19 protein-coding genes and 3 pseudogenes are annotated in these 19,619 nt (G+C 57.9%); 7 read left to right on the forward strand and 15 right to left on the reverse strand.

The features are described 5' to 3' along the window. Window positions 1-117: 117 nt before the first annotated feature. The 10 genes and pseudogenes from xylB to B4967_RS00935 all read right to left on the reverse strand — a co-directional run bounded on the left by xylB (window position 118) and on the right by B4967_RS00935 (window position 10,678). Entirely contained in the window at window positions 118-1,602 is a 1,485-nt protein-coding gene (xylB, locus tag B4967_RS00890) for a xylulokinase (protein WP_083023038.1), read from the reverse strand. Beyond that, window positions 1,602-3,089, reverse strand: a complete 1,488-nt coding sequence (locus B4967_RS00895) for a mannitol dehydrogenase family protein (RefSeq protein ID WP_083023040.1) — start codon at window positions 3,087-3,089, stop codon at window positions 1,602-1,604. Before B4967_RS00895 ends, xylB begins: the two co-directional genes overlap by 1 nt. A gap of 36 nt (window positions 3,090-3,125) precedes the next feature. After that, the gene (locus B4967_RS00900) at window positions 3,126-3,746 is read right to left on the reverse strand and encodes a nucleoside/nucleotide kinase family protein (protein ID WP_083023042.1); all 621 of its coding nucleotides are present in this window, start codon (window positions 3,744-3,746) and stop codon (window positions 3,126-3,128) included. 7 nt (window positions 3,747-3,753) lie between these two features. Then, window positions 3,754-4,539, reverse strand: coding sequence for an L-iditol 2-dehydrogenase (locus B4967_RS00905; RefSeq protein ID WP_083023043.1), 786 nt, complete (start codon window positions 4,537-4,539; stop codon window positions 3,754-3,756). Between the two features lie 39 nt (window positions 4,540-4,578). Next, the gene (locus B4967_RS00910) at window positions 4,579-5,220 is read right to left on the reverse strand and encodes an HAD family hydrolase (RefSeq protein ID WP_340638658.1); all 642 of its coding nucleotides are present in this window, start codon (window positions 5,218-5,220) and stop codon (window positions 4,579-4,581) included. Then, complete coding sequence (locus tag B4967_RS00915) at window positions 5,217-6,374, reverse strand: ABC transporter ATP-binding protein (protein ID WP_083023045.1); 1,158 nt, start codon at window positions 6,372-6,374, stop codon at window positions 5,217-5,219. The genes B4967_RS00910 and B4967_RS00915 overlap by 4 nt, the downstream gene beginning before the upstream one ends. An 11-nt stretch (window positions 6,375-6,385) precedes the next feature. Then, a complete protein-coding gene (locus tag B4967_RS00920; RefSeq protein ID WP_083023047.1) occupies window positions 6,386-7,237 on the reverse strand; it encodes a carbohydrate ABC transporter permease in 852 nt (283 codons plus the stop codon). Between the two features lie 32 nt (window positions 7,238-7,269). Continuing rightward, window positions 7,270-8,160 carry a carbohydrate ABC transporter permease gene (locus B4967_RS00925; RefSeq protein ID WP_083023048.1) on the reverse strand — a complete coding sequence of 297 codons (891 nt, stop codon included), beginning with the start codon at window positions 8,158-8,160 and terminating at the stop codon, window positions 7,270-7,272. Window positions 8,161-8,237: 77 nt separating this feature from the next. Next, window positions 8,238-9,560, reverse strand: a pseudogene (locus B4967_RS00930) (ABC transporter substrate-binding protein). A gap of 164 nt (window positions 9,561-9,724) precedes the next feature. Further along, entirely contained in the window at window positions 9,725-10,678 is a 954-nt protein-coding gene (locus B4967_RS00935; protein WP_083023050.1) for a sugar-binding transcriptional regulator, read from the reverse strand. Window positions 10,679-10,802: 124 nt separating this feature from the next. Here B4967_RS00935 and B4967_RS00940 point away from each other — a divergent pair, with 124 nt between their 5' ends. Continuing rightward, on the forward strand, window positions 10,803-11,114 hold the full coding sequence (locus B4967_RS00940) for a YqfO family protein (RefSeq protein ID WP_044627897.1): 312 nt from the start codon (window positions 10,803-10,805) through the stop codon (window positions 11,112-11,114). A 6-nt stretch (window positions 11,115-11,120) separates the two neighbouring features. Here B4967_RS00940 and B4967_RS00945 read toward each other — a convergent pair. Further along, window positions 11,121-11,677: pseudogene (locus tag B4967_RS00945) on the reverse strand (NUDIX hydrolase). A 93-nt stretch (window positions 11,678-11,770) separates the two neighbouring features. Here B4967_RS00945 and B4967_RS00950 point away from each other — a divergent pair. From B4967_RS00950 to B4967_RS00965, 5 genes are all read left to right on the forward strand, one after another. Beyond that, complete coding sequence (locus tag B4967_RS00950; protein WP_083023052.1) at window positions 11,771-12,442, forward strand: CoA pyrophosphatase; 672 nt, start codon at window positions 11,771-11,773, stop codon at window positions 12,440-12,442. Continuing rightward, complete coding sequence (locus B4967_RS00955; protein ID WP_083023054.1) at window positions 12,439-13,107, forward strand: 2OG-Fe(II) oxygenase; 669 nt, start codon at window positions 12,439-12,441, stop codon at window positions 13,105-13,107. Before B4967_RS00950 ends, B4967_RS00955 begins: the two co-directional genes overlap by 4 nt. Window positions 13,108-13,202: 95 nt before the next feature. Then, window positions 13,203-13,730, forward strand: coding sequence for a PAS domain-containing protein (locus B4967_RS18530; protein ID WP_243470252.1), 528 nt, complete (start codon window positions 13,203-13,205; stop codon window positions 13,728-13,730). Continuing rightward, on the forward strand, window positions 13,724-14,782 hold the full coding sequence (locus B4967_RS18535; RefSeq protein ID WP_243470253.1) for a sensor histidine kinase: 1,059 nt from the start codon (window positions 13,724-13,726) through the stop codon (window positions 14,780-14,782). The genes B4967_RS18530 and B4967_RS18535 overlap by 7 nt, the downstream gene beginning before the upstream one ends. A 44-nt stretch (window positions 14,783-14,826) precedes the next feature. Beyond that, entirely contained in the window at window positions 14,827-15,291 is a 465-nt protein-coding gene (locus B4967_RS00965; protein ID WP_243470254.1) for a response regulator transcription factor, read from the forward strand. 7 nt (window positions 15,292-15,298) lie between these two features. Here the strand turns inward: B4967_RS00965 and B4967_RS00970 are convergent. Continuing rightward, window positions 15,299-16,242 (reverse strand): annotated as a pseudogene (locus B4967_RS00970) (L,D-transpeptidase family protein). A gap of 366 nt (window positions 16,243-16,608) precedes the next feature. Here B4967_RS00970 and B4967_RS00975 point away from each other — a divergent pair. After that, a complete protein-coding gene (locus B4967_RS00975; protein ID WP_083023055.1) occupies window positions 16,609-17,079 on the forward strand; it encodes a PRC-barrel domain-containing protein in 471 nt (156 codons plus the stop codon). A gap of 141 nt (window positions 17,080-17,220) precedes the next feature. On the opposite strand, the gene B4967_RS00980 is transcribed toward B4967_RS00975, so the two are convergent. The 3 genes from B4967_RS00980 to B4967_RS00990 form a co-directional block, all read right to left on the reverse strand. After that, the gene (locus tag B4967_RS00980) at window positions 17,221-17,643 is read right to left on the reverse strand and encodes an OsmC family protein (protein WP_083023057.1); all 423 of its coding nucleotides are present in this window, start codon (window positions 17,641-17,643) and stop codon (window positions 17,221-17,223) included. 112 nt (window positions 17,644-17,755) lie between these two features. After that, complete coding sequence (locus B4967_RS00985) at window positions 17,756-18,625, reverse strand: flagellar motor protein MotB (protein ID WP_083023060.1); 870 nt, start codon at window positions 18,623-18,625, stop codon at window positions 17,756-17,758. 87 nt (window positions 18,626-18,712) lie between these two features. Next, window positions 18,713-19,417, reverse strand: coding sequence for a MotA/TolQ/ExbB proton channel family protein (locus B4967_RS00990; RefSeq protein WP_083023062.1), 705 nt, complete (start codon window positions 19,415-19,417; stop codon window positions 18,713-18,715). Between the last annotated feature and the right edge of the window lie 202 nt (window positions 19,418-19,619).

A 19,619-nucleotide genomic window follows, 5' to 3' on the forward strand; every position in this document is an offset into this window, starting at 1 on the left:
AGGTGTCTACTTTTTTAGGGGCAATCCAGTAAGCTAGCCTCCATGGCATTCACCACAGCGTTACCGTGGTTGAGTGGATCACGGTACAAGGCAATCGGCCATGGAGGCAATGGGTGGTTACAGCGTATGGCGCTGCCCTAGCGCGGCCAAATAGCGCTGATAGGCCCCTTCATAGGCGGCCACACGCTCGGCATCAGGCTCCGCCAGCGAGGCCGCATCCAGATGCACCAGGCGCTCGCAGAGCGATGCTAGGCTAACGCCCTCGGGCTGTAGATCGCACCAGGCCGCTTGAATGGCTGCCCCTAGCGCGGCGGCATCGGTAATCTCGGGGCAAATCCCCTGGGTGTTGGTAATATCAGCGACCATTTGCCGCCACACCGGGCTTTTCGCCCCGCCGCCAATCAGTCGAATCTGGCTGGTGCCCGCGGCTAGCTCGCCTAGCAGCTCCAGCCCATAGCGTAGGCCAAAGGTCGCGCCCTCCATCACGCCTCGACAGAGGTTGGCCTGGGTCATATTCAGGCTGGTCAACCCGAGAAAATCGCCGGTGGCATCGGGCAGCATGGGCACCCGTTCGCCGTTGAAGAACGGCAGCACGGTGACGCCCTCGGCACCAATCGGGGCGCTGGCGACCTGTTCGCCAAAGGTAGCCAAGTCCAACCCAAACAGCTCACGCACGCGAGTCGTTGCCGAGGTCACGTTCATGGTACAGATCAGCGGCAGCCACCCCCCGTGGCTGGCGCAAAAATTCGCCACCATGGCGCTGTCACACACCACCGAATTAGGTGAGTAAGCACACACCGTGCCGGAAGTGCCCAAACTGAGCGTGACCAGCCCATGGGTAATATTGCCGGTGCCAATCGCCCCCATCATGTTGTCGCCACCGCCCGAGGAGACCACCCCGTTATCGCCTAGCCCCAGCTCCTGAGCCACTAACGGGCGCACGCGGCCAGCGGGTTCATGGGCGTCAATGATCCGAGGCAGTACACGGTCAGGGTCGAGCTCCGGCGCAATGGCAGCAAACACCTCTTTCTGCCAGCACTGGGCGCGGGTATCAAAGTAACCGGTGCCCGAGGCGTCGCCTGCCTCGGTAACCCGTTCGCCAGTCAGCCAGAAATTCAGGTAGTCATGGGGCAGCAAGAGCGTAGCAATACGCTGGTAGGCATCCGGTTGATGCTCGCGTAGCCAGGCCACTTTTGAGGCGGTATAGCCCGTTTGCAGCACCAGGCCCAGCTTCTCCAGGCAGCCCGCCTCGCCCCCCAGCGTTTCCACCAACGCGCTATTTTGAGCGCTGGTTTCGGTATCGCACCACAGCTTGGCGGGATACACCGGCACGCCATCGGCATCGAGTGCCACCATGCCGTGTTGCTGGCCAGACACACCAATACCGCGCACCTGCTTGGCATCGATCCCGGCGCGCTCAATCGCTTGAAAGAACGCGCCTTTGAGCGCCGCCAGCCACTCCGCGGGTGCCTGCTCCCGGCGGCCATGCTCCCCTTCATCCAGGCGGTGCGGGCGGCTGCCTTCGCCCAGAATGACGCCCCGTTCTACATCCACCACCACGACTTTGGTACTTTGCGTACCGCAATCCACCCCGATATACATCACAACGTTCCTTTGGACGCGACCAGAGCCTCAAGAGTAGCCCGTGCGCCTCGTTCATGCAGCGACTTCAGCGCCTCCAGGTAGGCGTTAAGGAAGCGAGGCTGGTCCACCAAGTCGCCAAACAGCTCGCGGTTTTCCACGAAGGCCGCTGGATGGGTGCGGTTATTGGCGGCAATGGCCATTAACGGCTCGCGCAAACGGTCCACGATCTCCATGGTCTGACCCTGCTCATTGACCCCTTCGGCGTAGCGTGCCCAGCTGGCCACCACGGCGGCGCTGCGCTCAATCTCACCACCCTGGGCAAGCTGCTGGCGAATCACCGGCAGTAACCATTTAGGAATGCGATCCGAGCTTTCGGCGCACAGCCGCGCCAAGGTGTCTCTGATTTGCGGGTTCGCAAAGCGTTCAATCAGCGTCAGCCGGTAGGTTTCTAAATCCACCCCCGGTACGGGGGGCAGCGTCGGTGTGCCCTCTTCGCGCATGTAGCCGAGCAAGAACTCGACAAACAGCGGGTCTTGGCACACTTCATGGGCGTAGCGGTAGCCCGCCAAATAGCCAAAGTAGGTCAGCGCCTGATGGCTGGCATTGAGCAGGCGCAGCTTCATGAGTTCGTACGGCTCGACATCCTCGACAACCTGCACGCCGACCTTCTCGAACGCCGGGCGGCCCAAGGGGAAGTGATCTTCCAGCACCCACTGGGTAAAGGGCTCGCACACCACGGGCCAGGCATCTTCAACGCCAAAGCGCTGGGAGAGCTCTTCGATATCCGTGGGCGCGGTCACCGGCGTGATGCGGTCCACCATGGCGTTGGGGAACGCCACCTCAGCGGCTAGCCAGTCGCCCAGCTCCGCACTGCGGGCGCGGGCATAGGCGCTGAACATGCGCTTGGCGACATCGCCGTTGCCTTGAATGTTATCGCAGGACATCACCGTAAACGGCGCAATACCCCGTGCCCGGCGGCGTACCAGGGCTTCCACCACCAAGCCAAAGCTGGTGGAGGGGCGCTCAGGGTGGGCGAGATCGTCGCGCACCTGGGGGGCGTCCAGGTTGAATTCTCCGCACACCGGATGAAAGTTGTAGCCGCCCTCCGTAACGGTGAGCGAGACAATTTTGATGGCAGGGTCGGCCATGGTTTCGATGACCGCCTCGGGGTCTTCCGGGGCAAACAGGTAGTTCACCATGCTGCCAATCACCCGAGGCTGATACTCACCGTCAGGGTGCTTGACCACGAGGGTGTAAAGGTAGTCTTGTGCGGCGAGGGCCTGCTGCATGCGTTTGTCGCCGGGCATGACCCCCACGCCTACAATGCCCCAATCCAGCGCTTCGCCTTGGTTCATCAGCGCATCTAAGTACATCGCCTGATGGGCACGATGAAAACCACCGACGCCAATATGGACGATGCCAGGCGTCACGGCCTGACGATCATAGGTCGGCGTCTCAACCGCCGCGCTGAGGGAACCCACATTGTGGTTATTAAGCTGGGTCATCGTCACTCTCCGGGTTATTGGCTGGGCAAGCGCGTCCTAGCGCCAGCGCTGGTCAGGTGGCACGCTGCTGGTTTTTACCAGCGCGGCGTTCAGCATGTCTTTTTGGTGGGTGCGCTCAAGCGCGCCGCTGTGGTCTTGGCCCATACAGAGCCAGCGGTTCACCAACCGCTCTACGAGCACGTCATCATCGACGTCGATCATTAGCGTCCAGTCGAACAGCGCGTGCAGTGAACGCCACGGATCTTGGTTCAATAGCAGATAATTGCCTTCCACAAGCACAATGCGATGCGCGGGGGTAATTAACCGCCCACCGGCACGGGCAAGGTCCAGCGGCCGATCAAAGACCGGCACAGCCACTGGCTTATCCGCCCGACGGATGCGCATTAAATCGTGATGCAAGCCCTCCACATCGAAGGTGTGCGGCGCACCTTTCACAGGCAGCTGTTCATCGCCTAGAACGGCGTTATCGAAGTGGTAGCCATCCATCGGCACCACTGCCGCGTGCCCTGGGCGCAGTTGATTAATCGCTTCACAGAGCAGCGCGCTGCGGTAGGATTTTCCGGCCCCCGGCGGCCCCGCCAGGGCAACCATAAAGCGCGACTTGCCTTCGGCGGCATCCAGCAGTTGGTGGCTTAACGAAACAAGATCAGGGCTCATGGGCGTCTTAGCTCATCCAGTTGCCGCCATCGACGTTGAGCGTCTGGGGGACGACGTAATCGCTATCCTGGCTGGCAAGAAACACAGCGGCGCCGGTGTGATCTTCCGGCAGCCCCATGCGGCCATAGGGCACCGCCTCGCCCACCAATCGCTTTTTCTCGCCCAGCGGGCGGTTCTCAAAACGGGCAAACAGTGCATCGACCTCTTCCCACATCGGGGTATCCACCACACCGGGGGCAATGCCGTTGACGTTAATGCGGTGTTTGATCAAATCGAGCCCGCAGGACTGGGTCAGGCTAATCACGGCGGCTTTGCTGGCGCAGTAAACACTCACTATCGGTTCGCCACGCCGGCCCGCCTGAGAGGCCATATTGATAATTTTGCCTCCCTGACCTTGAGCCACCATGGCGCGGGCCACGGCCTGCAGGGTGAAAAACATGCCTTTGGTGTTCACCGCAAACTGTTTGTCGAAGCTGGCCTGGGTCACTTCCAGAACCGGCGCCATATCGAACACCGCCGCGTTATTGACCAAAATATCAATGCCACCAAAGCGCTCGGTGACGCTCTCCACCATGGCATCGATAGAGCCTTGGTCGCACACGTTCAGCACCACGCCCCTGACCCGCTCGGCGCTGGCATCCTGCTGCAGCGTGGTGAGTGCGTCTTCGATGGCCTTGGCATCGATATCGGCCACCACGACACTGGCCCCTTCGGCCAAATAGCGCTGGACAATGGCGAGTCCGATGCCACGGGCACCGCCAGTAATCACGGCACGTTTATTGAGCAGTTTCATTGTTATCTTGTCCTTGCAGATGTAATTGCCACTCGTCCACTAAGGCGCGGAGCCCGCGCATATGAGGCAAAATTCGCCAAGCACCCGCCGCGAGCAGGCGGTTTGGCTGCTCGTCGTCGATATGGCTGGCGCCCAAAAACCAATCACCCGCATGCCGGCGGCATGGGCAGCGGTAACGCCCGCCACGCTATCCTCAACCACTAGGCAGCGGCTGGGCGGGCAGCCAAGCTCATGCGCCGCCAAGCGGTAAATCGCCGGGTCCGGTTTAGGGTTATCGACCTGCTCGGCCGTGAAAATCGGCACATCGCCCAACGCCTCTTCCAACTGCGTTGTTGCAAGCGATGCCAATCCGCGGCAGCGGCGACTGTTGGAGACCACGCCCTTAGGTAAATCGAGACTACTAACGGCGTCGTGAACCCCTGCAATCGCGGTAAGTTCTCGTGCCAGACGCGCTTCTATGGCGCTATCGACCCGCTCGGAGGCATCGGGCGGCAGATGAGGGCGGCTTAACTGCGCCAAGTGCTTAAGGATGTCGGCGGTCGTCATGCCCAGGGCTTGGCTGAGCAGCGTGGGAATATCCAGATCCGGCAGCCACTGCCCAAGGTGAGTTTCCAGGGTCTCTTCTGCCAGGGCTTCGCTATCCACCAGGACGCCGTCACAATCAAAAATCAGCGCTTTCATACCTGCGCCCCTGGCGCAGCAGGCTCAGTCGCCGCACGGTTATCCTGGCGGGTCAGGCTCGCCAGCGGGTGCTGTGACAGGCTCTCTAGCGCCAATCCTTGGGCGTCGAACAGGTGAGCACGCTCCGCGGCCAAGCCAAACTGCACGGTATCGTTCACCCGATAGGCCACGTCGCCATCGGCCATGATGGTGATCAGTAGCTCGCCCATCTGCACGTACAGCGAGTTCTGCCCGCCTAAGCGCTCCAACACTTTAATCTGCCCACTCAGCGGGCCGTTTTCATCCAGCTGTAGATGCTCAGGACGAATACCCAGCTCCAGCGCTTCATCGCTGGCGAGCTGTTCACCCGCCACAGGGATCGTGCAGGGCCGCCCGCCGGGCAGGCGCACGGTGACGCCATCATCGCCAATGGACTGCTGTTCGACGCTGAAGAAATTCATCTTGGGCGAGCCGATAAAGCCTGCCACAAAGCGGTTACGCGGGTGGTGGTAGAGCGCCATGGGCGAACCCACCTGCTCCACCACGCCATCGTGTAGTACGACGATTTTATCGGCCATGGTCATGGCTTCTATCTGGTCGTGGGTCACGTAAATCATCGTGGCATCCAGCTCTTCATGCAGCCGCGCCAGCTCGATACGCATCTGCACCCGCAACGCCGCGTCTAGGTTGGAGAGCGGCTCGTCGAACAGGAAGATGATGGGGTTGCGCACAATCGCTCGGCCAATCGCCACCCGCTGGCGCTGCCCGCCGGACAGCGCTTTGGGCTTGCGATCCAGCAGCGGCTCAAGCTGAAGGATCTTGGCAGCTTCCAGCACCTTGGCGCGGCGCTCCTCTTTGGGCACCCCAGCCAAGCGCATGCTGAAGCCCATGTTGCCCTCAACGGTCATGTGCGGGTACAGCGCGTAGCTTTGAAACACCATCGCCAAACCGCGGTCGGCGGGGCCCACCTCGTTCATGCGCTTGCCATCGATGAGAATATCGCCGTCGCTGGCGCTCTCCAGGCCCGCAATCATGCGCATCAGCGTGGATTTACCGCAGCCCGAGGGGCCAACGAACACCACGAACTCACGATCGTTAACGTCGAGATCAATGCCCTTGATGACCTTGGTGTCGCCAAACTGCTTAGTAATGTTCTTGAGTTGTAAGGTTGCCATGGGGAACTCCTTTACTTGACGGCGCCAAAGGTCAGGCCGCGCACCATTTGTTTTTGGGTCATCCAGCCGAGGATTAGGATGGGGGCGATGGCCATGGTAGATGCCGCCGACAGCTTGGCCCAGAACAGCCCTTCGGGGCTTGAGAACGAGGCAATGTAGGCGGTCAACGGCGCGGCTTTCGACGAGGTGAGGTTGAGACTCCAGAACGCTTCGTTCCAGCTCAAAATCACCGAGAGCAGCCCGGTCGACGCAATCCCTGGCAGGGTCAGCGGCAGTAGCAGGAAGAACACTTCCTGCAGAGTGGAGGCACCGTCCATCCGGCCCGCTTCGAGAATGTCTTTGGGCATATCTTTAAAGAAGGTGTAGAGCATCCACACCACGATGGGCAGGTTCATCAAGGTATAAATAATGATCAGCCCGGTACGGGTGTCCAGCAGCCCGACATCGCGGAAAATCAGGTAGATAGGCACCAGAACACCCACCGGCGGCAGCATTTTGGTGGAGAGCATCCACAGTAGCGTGCCCTTGGTGCGCTTAGTGGGCAAAAAAGCCATGGCATAGGCCGAAGGAATAGCGATGAGCAGCGCTAAAAACGTAGAGCCAAACGCCACCGCGATGCTGTTCAGCGCGAAACGGGCATAGCCCGAGCGTGCCTGCACCTCCTGATAGCTTTCCAGCGTGGGCGAAAAGATAAAGCGGGGGTCGGCTATCGCCGCCGACTCGGTTTTAAAACCGGTCAGCACCATCCACAGGATAGGGAAAAAGATAATCAGCGCGATCGACCAGCCCAACAGGGTCAATACCAGTTGCCGGATGGGCAACGAGCGAGTATGTGCTGGTGCGCTATTACGATGAGTTGTCATTGAAATGCTCCCAAGACGCCCTGGTGCCGGGGTCAGTCTTCTAAGTTCTTAGCGACCATACGGACAAGGAAAATCGCGACGATATGGGCAAAAATGATGGCAATTACCCCACCCGCCGAGGCCATGCCCACATCGAAATCCAGCAGCGCTTGGATGTAGATCAAATAAGCCAAGTTGGTGGTGGCGAGCCCAGGCCCTCCGGAGGTAGTGACAAAGATCTCGGCAAAAATCGTCAGCAGGAAGATCATTTCAATCATGATCACCACGCTAATCGCCCGCTTTAGGTGCGGTAGCGTGATAAAGAAGAAAATCGCCAGCGGCCCCGCGCCATCCATCCGTGCGGCTTCCACTTGGTCTTCATCCAGCGATTGCATCGCCGTCAGCAGAATCAGTAGCGCAAACGGCAGCCACTGCCACGAGACGATGATGATGATGGAGGTCAGCGGTAGCGATGAGAACCAGTCCAGCGCAGGAAGCCCCAGCGACTGTGCTAACCACGCCAACACCCCGTTAGAGGGGTGCATCATCATGTTTTTCCATACCAGCGCGCTCACCGTTGGCATGACAAAGAAGGGAGAGATCGCCAATACGCGGGCAATGCCCGGCCCGGCAAAATCCTGTTGAAACAGAACCGCTAAGAGCGTACCGCCCACCACGGTAATCACCAGCACCCACCCCACCAGCAGCAGCGTGGTGCCCATGGCCGACCATAGCGCGGGGTCGGTCAGCAGGTACTCATAGTTTTCCAGCCCGGCGAAGCCGGTCATCTCGGGCATCAGTAAGTTGTAACGCTGGAAAGAGAACCAGATGGTCATGCCTAGGGGCACAATCATCCAGAGCAGGAGCAGCGTTACGGCGGGCGCTTGAAGCGAAAGCGTTCTCAGCCCGCCGACCGTACGGCCAGAAGCACGTGTTCTATTCATGGAAATACCTGCAAGAAAACAGACCTGCGAGAACCACCGAAAACGCCTGCCCGTGGCCGGGCAGGCGCAGGAGTGCATTAACGTTCGATGTAGCCCGCCCGCTGCATCGTGCGCTCAGTAGCACGCTGGGCGCTATCTAGCGCCTGCTCAACCGACGTATCGCCGGTCAGCGCCGCCGCAATGGTTTGGCCTACCTGAGTGCCAATCGATTGGAACTCAGGAATACCCACAAACTGCACGCCCACATAGGGGTTCGGCTCCAGGCTAGAGTCGGCGGGGTCGGCCTCTTTAATGGCGTTAAGTACGAAGCCAGCAATCGGAGCAGCTGAGGTGTACTGCTCGTTAGCGTAGGTGGATTCACGAGTACCCGGCGGTACGCTGGTCCAGCCGTTAGTCTCACCGACAAGCTCGATATACTCTTCAGAAGTAGCCCAGGTAATGAACGCTTGAGCTGCCTCTTTATGCTCAGAGGAGGCTGGGATAGCCAGTGCCCAAGACCACAGCCAGTGGGAACCTTTGGGAGTTTCCGCGATGGGCGCGGGTGCAAAGCCAAGCGTACCGGCTACGTCGGATTCGCTCTCATCGTAGAGCTTGCCTGCCGCCGAGGTAGCATCGACCCACATGGCGCAGTTACCGCGTGAGAAGAGCGCGAGGTTCTCGTTAAAGCCGTTGGAGCTGGCGCCTGGCGGGCCGTAGTTGCTGAGCAGGTCTACGTAGAACGAAATCGCGTTATTCCACGCCTCAGAGTTCAGCTCCGGGTTCCACTGCTCATCAAACCAGCGGCCGCCGAAGGTGTTCACCAGCGTCGAGACAAAGGCCATGTTCTCGCCCCAGCCCGGCTTGCCTCGCAAACAGATACCCGCAAGGCCCTCTTCGCTACCATGGAGCTGTTCGGCCCAGTCACGCACCTGTGTTCCAGGTGGGCTGCTCGGGCATCTCAATACCAGCCTGCTCAAACAGATCGGTGCGGTAATACATCATCGAGCTTTCCGCATAGAACGGCAGGGCGTGCAGCGTGCCGTCCAGGCTTAAGCCGTCGCGTACCGATGCCAGCAGGTCGTCTTCGTTGTAGTCATCGGGCAGGCTGTCAGCGGCTCAACCCAGCCCCTTTCCGCCCAAATGGGCACTTCATAAGTGCCGATGGTCATCACGTCAAACTGCCCACCGCCGGTGGCAATATCCGTGGTCATGCGCTGACGCAGCACGTTCTCCTCAAGCACCACCCAGTCCAGCGTGATATCCGGGTGCGCTTGCTCAAAGGCATCGGTCAGGCTCTGCATAATGACCATGTCATTATTGTTCACCGTCGCGACGGTGAGCTCAGTTTGAGCCTGGGCTTGACCAGCCAGCGCAATGGCAGCCGCTAGGGTCGTGACGGGCAAATGACGCGCGAGACGCATACAGCACTCCTCTTGGCAAATATTGGCATTGTTGTTGCCTTGATCTTATTGATCATCAACCGAACAAATGATCGTATGCAAGCCAAAAAAAAGCAAAGCCTGGAGCGTTAGACTTTACGCTAATTTATTCAATTACTTGCATATTGCAGCTGCGAAGCCAGCGTTCATTCAATGGCTGCAACGATATGTCTGGCCGCAATTTCCTCGGTAATCAACCCCTTCAGCCAGCCACCGCGCAGCGCGGCTAAGATGGCAGGCGCTTTATCCCGGCCACCGGCAAGCCCCACCATGAGGCGCTTCCCAAAACGCTCCAGCGGCAGGCTGGTAACACGCCGGGTAATCGAGCAATCAATCACCTCCCCACGCCGATTCAGCGGCCACCCTAGTAGCTCCCCCACCGCTTCGCGGCCCAGCAGTTCATCCAGCTCGCTTTCGCTAATGAAGTGGTCTTGGAAAAGCGTGGCTTGGCGGTCAATACGACCAATCCCGATAAAGGCAGCCTCTGACTCTCTCGCCACATCGGCAATCGCTTTGAACAAGCGCTGTGAGAGCATGGCCTCTTTTTCCGCAAGCGACTCCGCCACCACGGGGGCAGGCAACAAAAAGCGTTCTCCACCGGTTTTATCCGCCAGCACCATTACCGCATCATAACGGTTAGCGGAGCCATCCCTTGCCACGTTGCCCACCAGCGAGACAAAGCGATGCTGTGGCCGCTCCACACGGCTTAGCGCTTCCACCGCTGCGCGCACCGAGCGCCCGGTACCCAGCGAGAGCGTCAGCGGCTCGCTGCGCTCCACCAGCCGCGCAATGCGTTCAGCTCCTGCCACGGCCAGATAGTACGCGCCGCTTTCGGGGGCTTGGGTGTCCGCAGGCACCACATCGCAGGAGGGGAGCTGAAAGCGCTCGCGCAACGCGCTGCCCAGCGCCATACAGGTTGAGATGGGGTGGTCGATATGCACTTTTACCAGCCCCTCTTGCCGCGCCAGCGCCAGCAAACGCTGCACGCCGGGCCTGGAAACGCCAAGCTGGGTGGCAATTTCGTCTTGTGTCATCCCACCCACATAGGACATCCAGGCAGCCCTCGCGGCTTGATCAAGCTTTACTTCAAACTTATCCATGGGTTGGTTCGCCGCTTATATTGAAAAACGTCATCATACAAAGCCTGCGCCAAGACCAGTAGTGTGCTATCCGCTAACATTGGCAGTACAGCGTTACGTCATTACCCAAGGGAGGCCTCTGATTATGTATAAGCTCGCATTTTTTGTTCCCATTGAAAGTGCTGAAAGCGTTAAAAACGCCGTATTTGAAACCGGCGCGGGGCGGATTGGCGATTACGAGCACACCTGCTTTCAAACGCGTGGTACTGGTCAGTTTCGTCCTCTCGATGGTGCAGAGCCACATATTGGTCAGATCGGTAAGCTGGAAACCGTTGAGGAGTTCAAAGTCGAGCTGGTCTGCGCCGACGAACATATTCAAGCTGCCATTGCCGCGCTCAAGCTGGCGCACCCTTATGAAGAAGTCGCCTACGACGTATGGCAGCTTGCCGACCTATAGAAAAAGCTAGGCGCTACCTACATAGCGCTCGCGATCTTCAGGCGTGATTTTGCTGATATGCAGCGGATACACAGCGTTTTCACGGTCGGCAAAGTAGTGGCGCAGCGTGCGCTCAATGGTAGGAAAAGCCAGCGCATCCCAAGGGATCTCGTGCTCCTCAAACAGCGCCACTTCCAAGCTCTCTGGCCCGGGGCCAAAGCCACCTATCAAGTCGGCAAAAAAATCATATACACTTGGTTGATATGCGGTAGATCAATCAGCGTGTATAGACCGCCTAAAGTGACCTCGGCAACCGCCTCTTCCCAGGTTTCTCGCGTGGCAGCCTGCTGGGTGGTTTCGGCGTTTTCCATATACCCCGCCGGTAACGTCCAGTAGCCTTTTCGGGGTGAGATTGCTCGCTTGCAGAGCAGCACTTTGGAGCCACTGACCGGCAGCGTGCCCGCCACAATGCGAGGGTTTTGGTAGTGGATCGTGCCACAGCCGTCGCATAAATAGCGGGGGCGGTCGTCACCTTCGGGAACGGCAAACCGGACTTTCTCACCACACTGACTACAAAAGTTCATCGCATTTTCTCTACGGCTGGTGGGTCGAGGCATCAACGTGCTTGACGATGCTCACCGTGGCTGGGTAAAAGAGAGCAAAGTAAATAGACTCCTATGTTAGAGAAACTGCGCAAACAGCTGCAACAGCATACCCCTCAACGGCTAGACCATGTAGCACTGCCGGAAGCTGCCGTGCTCATGCCGATTGTTGAGCGACCTGCCCCCACACTACTGTTTACTCGCCGGGCCAGCCACTTGAATACCCACCGTGGCCAAGTCGCTTTTCCTGGCGGTAAACGTGAACCGGGTGACGCTGATCTATACGCCACAGCGCTGCGGGAAGCAGAAGAAGAGATTGCGCTAGCCCCGGGGCTGGTACAACCCTTAGGGCGGCTGTCGGACGTGATTTCGCTGCACGGCATTCGCGTAACGCCCTGGGTGGGTATTATTCCTCCGGATCTACCGGTGGTGGCGGACCCAGCGGAGCTGGACGCCATTTTTGAAGTCCCTCTCAGCCACTTTTTAGATGACCAGCGCACCCATACCGACGTGATTACCGTCGATGGCGTTGCCCACTATGTGCCCAGCTATCAGGTAGATGGCCACATTATTTGGGGGCTGTCTGCGATGATGCTGGTCGAGCTGTTGGCGGAAGGGTTTGGTATGAACATTGACCTTTATCAGCGCCCACCCGGTGCTTTACGCCACTACCCCGAACGACGCACCCCCACAAGCAGTCGCTCGGCCACAGCCGAACGCGCGCCCGTTACGAGAATCACGAAATGATCGCTTTATCTGAACTGGACTCTCCCGCTCTTGACCCGCAAGCCCATTTGGAGCTGGTCGACGCGCTGGTGGAACAAGGTTGGTATGTGGGGAAAGGGGTGATCGACTCGGCTCTGTGTCAAGCGCTGCACCGCGAGATCCACCACCTCGCCGAACACGACGCGCTGGATGAGGCCGGCATCGGCCGAGGCCAGCAGCTCCACTTACGTAAAGATATCCGGGGTGATGCTATCCATTGGCTAGACCGAGAGAGCGACGCTCAGCGCCGCTACCTGGATGCTATGGCAGAGCTACAGCAGTCTCTCAACCAACCGCTATTTCTTGGCCTGTTTGAGTACGAAGCCCACTTTGCTCACTACCCTGCCGGAGCCTTCTACCAGCGCCACTTGGACAGCTTTCGCGGGCGGGCCAACCGCGTGATTTCCACCGTTGGCTACTTAAACCCCGACTGGCCGAGCGACGGCGGCGGTGAAATGGTGATTTACCATCCAGATGACCCAGCCCTGGAAGTGGCCCGCGTGGTGCCCGAAGCCGGTACGTTTGCCTGCTTTTTATCGGAAACCATTCCCCACGAAGTCCTGCCCACCCGCCAGCCTCGCGCTAGCATTGCGGGCTGGTTCCGCCGCAACGCATCAATGGGCGGCGTATTAGATCCTGCCCGCTAATTTATGAGCAATAAGAGAGAGGCAGCCCTCGCAGCAAAAGTGGCCACCTAAGAAGCGCGCAACGCCACACTCGAGGAGGAAAAGCGCCACTATCAGTGGCTAGCCGAGAGCAACACGGATCTGATCTCTCGCCACGCCCGAGACGGCGCGTTTTTGTATGCCCCTCTCAGGCCGCGCGGGAGCTGCTGGGCTATGAACCCGACGAGCTCATCGGTGTCTCCGCGTATCAGCTGTTTCACCCAGCCGATTTGAACGAACTGCTCAACAAGTCGCCACGGGTGTATTACCACGACGGTTTCTATCAGCAAACCTACCGTTTCCGCGCCAAAGCAGGCCATTATGTATGGTTTGAAACCACCAGCCGCACCCGGCGGGATGCCGAGACCGGCGAATTGATCGATATCCTGTGCGTCTCCCGAGACGTTGGGCGTCGCATTGAGGCCGGAGCGACTCGCGAGCGTTTGGCGCAGGTGGTTGAATCCACCACCGACTACGTGCTGTTTTTAGGGCCAAACAGGCGGGTATTCAGTGCTAACGAAGCCGCTCGCCGCTGCTTTGCCTTGCCAAACGAAGCGTCCACTGCGCTCAGGAGCTATACCAAGCCGAGTCGCTGCGGTTGTTAGTTGAGGTAGTATTTCCCGCCGTGGAGCGTTACGGCTCATGGAGTGGCGAGCTGGAAATGCGCACCGCAAGCGGAAGCGTGCCGGTGCTCAGTGTGGTACTGGCCCACCGCAGCCGGGGGGCCGAGCCTGCCCACTTTGCCTTGGTGAATCGCGATATTAGCGCCCGCAAAGCCGCCGAGGCCCAGGCGCGTCGCAACCAAGAGCAGATTGCCCATGCTAACCGGCTAGCCGCTGCGCGGGAGCTTGCCTCCAATATCGCCCACGAGCTGAATCAACCCTTAGGCGCTATTGCCAACTACACCAGCGGCGCGCTGTTAAAGTGCCAGCAGCCCACACTGCTCGCCAGCGAGCTACAGCTTCCGCTGGAGCGCATTGACGAGCAAGTACAGCGCCTCGCCCAGCGTCTGCGCCACCTGCGCAGCTTTGTACGTAAGCGTAGCCACCAAGTGCGACCGCTGGTGCTGGCGGACGTCATCGCGGCCGCCTGTCGGCTCTGTGAGTGGCAGTATCAGCAAGCATCGATTGAGCTAGTGGTACGCGTGCCCGATACGCTACCGCGTATCTACGCCGACCCAATTGCGCTGGAGCAGGTCATCGTGAACTTACTGTTGAACGCGCTGACCGCTAGCCGCCGAGTGAACGACGCCAAGGTTGTCTGCATGAGCGCCCGGCGAAGCGGCCAGCGCCAGATCACACTACGCGTTGAGGACGAGGGGCCGGGGGTGGAACAAGCGCACCAGCAAACGATTTTCGACGCCTTCTTTACCACCCGCGATGAAGGGCTCGGCATGGGGCTGGCCATTAGCCGCACTCTCATGGAAAGTATGGGAGGCGCCCTCTCCCTGCGCGCCGACAGCGCTAAAGGTGCCTGTTTTGACGTGTCACTGCGAACGGAGACCGATTGCCTAATGCCCTCGTCTACTCACACTTCACCACCTCCCAGCGTCATTGCGGTGGTCGACGACGATGACGCCCTGCGGGAATCGCTGGTGTGGCTGTTGGAATCGGTGGGGTTAACCACTCATGCCTTTGCCAGCGGTGATGCCTTTTAGCCACCGCCCATAACGCCTTTGGCGCACTGCTGTTAGATATTCGCATGCCGGGGATGAGCGGGCTGCAGGTGCAGCAGCAGCTAGTCGACCAGCACGCTTACCTGCCGATCATTATGATGACAGGGCACGGCGATGTGCCCATGGCGGTGGCGGCGCTGAAAAACGGTGCGTTTGAGTTTATCGAGAAGCCGTTTAATCATCAGCAGCTGATCGAAGTCGTGCAGCAGGCACTAAACAGTGCCGAACAGCAGCACCAGCGTCAGCAGGCGATAGCGCAGCTAAAAGCCTGCTTTGAGGCGCTGCGCCCGAAAGAGCAGCGCATTGTTGTTCACGTCGCAGAGGGGATGACGAACCGCGAGATCGCCGACCATATGGGTATTAGCGCCAAAACGGTTGAGGTATATCGGCTGCGTGCGATGAAGGCGATGGGGGCAGCTAATGTGGCGGAGCTGGTGCGCCAGGCAGTAGCGCTGTCATTGGTGCCTACGCTACTGCCTGTCTCCACTTAGGCAAGGGTTAGCTTAACGGCACAATCTGGCCGTTAGCCTCTTCTAACACGCGACTGACCTGCTCATAGTTCGCGCGACCTTCGCCTTCGTGCTCTTCGATCAGACTCACCACGCTCAAGAGCTTATCCATGCCAAACGCCTGATCATCGGTCGCCGTGAAGGCCTGAATGTAGACCTCGCCGTCGGCTCCCCAACCCAGCTTGATCGGCGCATCGATGATGTTCACCTGTGTGCCCACCGGCACGCGCCAGAACACCGACTCGATATCCTCAGGGTGCATGCGAATACAGCCACGGCTGGCGCGCATGCCGATACCGTCTGGTTGGTTCGTTCGTGAATCAAATAGCCGGGGATATCCAGCAAAATAGCGTATTGCCCCAACGGGTTATCAGGGCCAGGCGGGACCACGGCAGGAGGTGCGTCGCCGCGCTCGGCTGCCTCTCGGCGAATGGACTCAGGTGGATACCAGGCCGGATTTTCAAGGCGCATGGTGGTTTCGGTAATACCCAGCGGCGTATTGTAAGCGTCGCGCCCAATGCCGATAGGATAGGTTTCTACTCGGGGTGCTTCGCCATCCTCTACCTCGGGGTAGTAGTACATACGCAGCTCGGCAACGTTAATCACAATGCCGGTGCGGGGTTCATCGGGCAGAATAAATTGGCTGGGAATCGTCACTTCAGTGCCTTCGCCCGGCACCCAGATACTGGTATCAGGATTGGCCATGCGAATTTCTTCGTAGCCCACGTTGTGCTCCCGGGCAATGTCCAGCAGCGTATCCTCTTCGCTGGCGGTGACGGTATAGACCTCGCCCACCATATTGCCCGCGTCAGGCAGTAAAAAGTGTCCTTTCGGCAGCTCGGCTTCGCTAGCTAGCGCGCCCGTTGCCATTAGCCAAGTGCTTAGCGCCACCACACCGCTTGCTAAGTGCTGTTTAAACTGCTGAAACGGCATTACGTGTGCAATCAGGGTCATGCGTTCTCCTTTTTATGCGGCTCACGCTACGATTGGTGAGCCATGTTGGTACGAATATGCCCAGTAGCAGGCTACGGATCAACTCGCCAGACTGTCGCAGTAAGCTAAAAAGCAGCTTTCTCACATCGTTGATTTTAGTTAAGAATTCGCTATGTACGTTGCAAAACACGCTTCAACCCCTACCTTGAGAAGTGTCCTTGCACAGCGAAGTGCAGGGCCAACTCGGAGTACAAAGGAGTCGTCGTGCGTAACATCAGCCTGCCGTTACATTATCGCTATTAGGTTATTTAGGGATTAACAGGAGCACGGCTAGCCCTCTTCATCAACACGCAAGGAGCAATAACGATGAAACCGACTTTTCTCAGCACGCTGATTATTCCGGCTATGATGGCCACCGCAGGTATCGCCCAGGCCAATGAGAACAGCACGGGTATGGAAGCGTCTTACCTTACCCATGCGCCGGAAAACACTTTTCACTCTGATTCACTGACGGGCAACCAGGTTCGCAGTAGCGTTGAAAACGATGAAGATATTGGCACCATCAATGACCTGATTATCGATGAAGACGGCAAAATTAATGCCGTGGTCGTGGGTGTTGGTGGCTTCCTGGGGATGGGCGAAAAAAATGTCGCCATCGAATGGGAGTCACTTGAACTCACTAAAGATGAAAACGGTGAAGACTATGTGATTTCCGTTAACGCCTCTGAAGAAGCCCTGCAGGAAGCTCAAGAGTACAAGCGCGGCGATGACCTTACTACAGAGCGCGATACTGAGCTTAATAACAGCGAAGAGAACGTTAACGACAAGCCGGAGTAAGTTGCACTAATCAGCAAAAATCCACACAGTAAAAACTACGTAGTTTTTGCTCACAGAACAAGGGCCTTGCCAATCGGCAAGGCCCTTTTGATATAGCTTATTAAAACTGCAAGGCGCTGCCATGTAACAGCGCCTGACGTATTAACCTTTAAGCTTGGCTGACATGGTAATGTCAGCGTTGAGCACTTTAGATACCGGGCAGTTGTCCTTAGCGGTTTCAGCGGCTTCTTGGAAAGCAGCTTCGTCGGCACCACTGACGCTTGCTTCCACATCCAAATGGATGCTGGAAATATCAAAACCTGCGTCGCTTTGCGACAGCGTTACTCGCGCCTGGGTATCAATAGAATCGGCAGTGTAGCCTTTCTCACCCAGAATCATCGAAAGGGCCATGGAGAAACAGCTGGCGTGAGCCGCACCGATGAGCTCTTCGGGATTGGTACCCGGCGCGCCTTCAAAACGCTGCTTGAAAGAGTAGTCTGCATCCAGAACACCACTCTCTGTAGCAACCTTACCTTGCCCATCTTTAAGACCACCTTCCCAGTGTGCGCTTGCTTTACTATCCATTCTGTTCTCCTTTCCTAGGCTAGTTGGCTTATCACAGGGGAAACGCAGATATGCGTTCCGTGCCCACTCAGCGTAGCTGATTCTGTGCACTGATTCTATTGACGCTACTAAATCATGGCGACGTTGTCGCAATAACCGGTAGGGAAGGCTCAGCAGATGAGACCTGCAACGCATCAAGGGAGCGCTCTCCGCGCTCTTCAAAGGGGGCGCTGGCGTCAATCGTGAGTTCCACTCGACGGTTCGCCGCGCGTCCTTCAGGGGTATCGTTAGAAGCAAGCGGCCGGGTTTCGGCAAACCCTTGAATCAATAGCCGTTCTGGTGACATTTCGCCAGTCTCAGCCAGTACGTTCGCCACTGAAGCGGCACGCATCGCAGATAAGTCCCAATTACTGCGAAACTGAGCAGTGCGAATAGGTACGTTATCGGTGTGCCCATCAATAGACACTGTGCCGGTTAAATCACCCAGCAGTACGGCAAGCTCCTGTAACAGGCTGGAAAAAGCGGGGGTGACCGTGGCGGTCCCAGATCCAAAAGTGCCGTTTTCAGCAATCCGTACTACCACACGAAACTCATCAATCTCAATCTCTGCCACGCCGTCGGGCAGAGAAGACTCCAAAAGTGCCTCTACGCTGCTGGCAACCTGCAGGCTGCGCTGTCGCTGCTGGGTTTCCAGCATGTTCCGCATCGACTCAAGCTGTGGCTGCTGTTGCATCGTGCGCTGGCGTACTTCTTCAATCAAGGTGCGGTCCGGCGTTGCGGGAGAGAAGTGTTGCAGCGTCGCGCTGGTGCCCATCGGCACCTGCATGGCTTCGATATCCCGCTGCACCCCGAAGGCTTTTGAAAGCTCATCCGCCACGCGGCGAAACTTCTGGGCATCGATTTCAGCAAATGAGAGCAGCAGGACAAAAAAGCATAACAAAAGCGACATTAGATCGGCGTAGGTCACCATCCAGGCGGGAATATTGGTCTGTTTCTGCGCCATGGTTTATCCCTGTTTGCCTGCTGCGGTGCGCTCTTCACTGCCCTCTTCGCTACGGTGTTCGGGGGGAAGATAAATCGTTAGCATTTGCTAAAGCCCCCGAGGGTTCTTATCGCCTTTGATGGCCATGAGCGCATCAATCCACAGCTCCTGCATCTTGGCTTCCTGCCTCATTCGCACCCAAAGCTTGTCTGCTAGTGGAGTGGCAATCATGGTGGCAATCATCGCCCCATATAGTGTGGTCAGTAGCGCGACCGCCATAGCAGGACCAATGAGAGAAGGGTCGCCCATATTGGAGAGCATCTGTACAAGCCCCACCAGCGTACCAATCATCCCCATAGCAGGAGAAACTTCGCCAAGTGCAGAGAAGACTTGGCCACTCGCCTCGTTACGTTCCAGCGTTAATAGCCGTTCCTTCTCCATCATCTCTTTAATCATGTCAGCACTAAATCCATCAGCCAACATTTGCAGACCTTTTTTCAAAAACGGAGAGTTCACTTCCCGGCTCTCTAAGGCAATCATGCCTTCCCGGCGGGCAATCTTGGAGAGCTCCACCAGCTCTTCAATACTCTCTTGAATACTGGGTAACTGAAATTTAAACGCCCGCGCCGCCGCTTTAAACGCAAACTTAAACTGCGTGATGCTGAACTTAGCCAAAACGACAAAAAGGCTTCCGCCAACAACCAGCAGTAGCCCGGTAGCATTCATAAATACTTCGGGCGAGGTCCCCATAATGACAGAGGCACCTACCAGTACGGCAGCTCCTACCAAGCCAATCAGCGTTGCGAGATCCACGGCATTTCCTTAACGGGTCATCAAATGCAATTTTACGAATGTCAGGGACAGTAGAGACTCCTACCATAGGCCTCAATGTTAAATTAGTGCTATAACTAATATTGACAAACTCGCCTCCACTTCGTGTGCCCACTTCGCTTTTTGTCACTTTATCGCTAAGCTGACGACCACTTAACACTACGGTTATCTACGTAAGGACAGA

It is taken from the genome of Vreelandella lionensis (assembly GCF_002087295.1).
In the GTDB taxonomy this organism is placed as follows: Bacteria; Pseudomonadota; Gammaproteobacteria; order Pseudomonadales; family Halomonadaceae; genus Vreelandella; species Vreelandella lionensis.

Coding starts and splice junctions, on each gene's coding strand:
- B4967_RS00950 (WP_083023052.1), top strand. CDS start 11,771: ATGTTAGAGAAACTGCGCAAACAGCTGCAACAGCATACCCCTCAACGG.
- B4967_RS00915 (WP_083023045.1), bottom strand. CDS start 6,374: ATGGCAACCTTACAACTCAAGAACATTACTAAGCAGTTTGGCGACACC.
- B4967_RS00900 (WP_083023042.1), bottom strand. CDS start 3,746: ATGAGCCCTGATCTTGTTTCGTTAAGCCACCAACTGCTGGATGCCGCC.
- B4967_RS00935 (WP_083023050.1), bottom strand. CDS start 10,678: ATGGATAAGTTTGAAGTAAAGCTTGATCAAGCCGCGAGGGCTGCCTGG.
- B4967_RS00980 (WP_083023057.1), bottom strand. CDS start 17,643: ATGGATAGTAAAGCAAGCGCACACTGGGAAGGTGGTCTTAAAGATGGG.
- B4967_RS00965 (WP_243470254.1), top strand. CDS start 14,827: ATGCCGGGGATGAGCGGGCTGCAGGTGCAGCAGCAGCTAGTCGACCAG.
- B4967_RS00940 (WP_044627897.1), top strand. CDS start 10,803: ATGTATAAGCTCGCATTTTTTGTTCCCATTGAAAGTGCTGAAAGCGTT.
- B4967_RS00905 (WP_083023043.1), bottom strand. CDS start 4,539: ATGAAACTGCTCAATAAACGTGCCGTGATTACTGGCGGTGCCCGTGGC.
- B4967_RS00925 (WP_083023048.1), bottom strand. CDS start 8,160: ATGAATAGAACACGTGCTTCTGGCCGTACGGTCGGCGGGCTGAGAACG.
- B4967_RS00895 (WP_083023040.1), bottom strand. CDS start 3,089: ATGACCCAGCTTAATAACCACAATGTGGGTTCCCTCAGCGCGGCGGTT.
- xylB (WP_083023038.1), bottom strand. CDS start 1,602: ATGTATATCGGGGTGGATTGCGGTACGCAAAGTACCAAAGTCGTGGTG.
- B4967_RS00985 (WP_083023060.1), bottom strand. CDS start 18,625: ATGGCGCAGAAACAGACCAATATTCCCGCCTGGATGGTGACCTACGCC.
- B4967_RS00920 (WP_083023047.1), bottom strand. CDS start 7,237: ATGACAACTCATCGTAATAGCGCACCAGCACATACTCGCTCGTTGCCC.
- B4967_RS00955 (WP_083023054.1), top strand. CDS start 12,439: ATGATCGCTTTATCTGAACTGGACTCTCCCGCTCTTGACCCGCAAGCC.
- B4967_RS00975 (WP_083023055.1), top strand. CDS start 16,609: ATGAAACCGACTTTTCTCAGCACGCTGATTATTCCGGCTATGATGGCC.
- B4967_RS00910 (WP_340638658.1), bottom strand. CDS start 5,220: ATGAAAGCGCTGATTTTTGATTGTGACGGCGTCCTGGTGGATAGCGAA.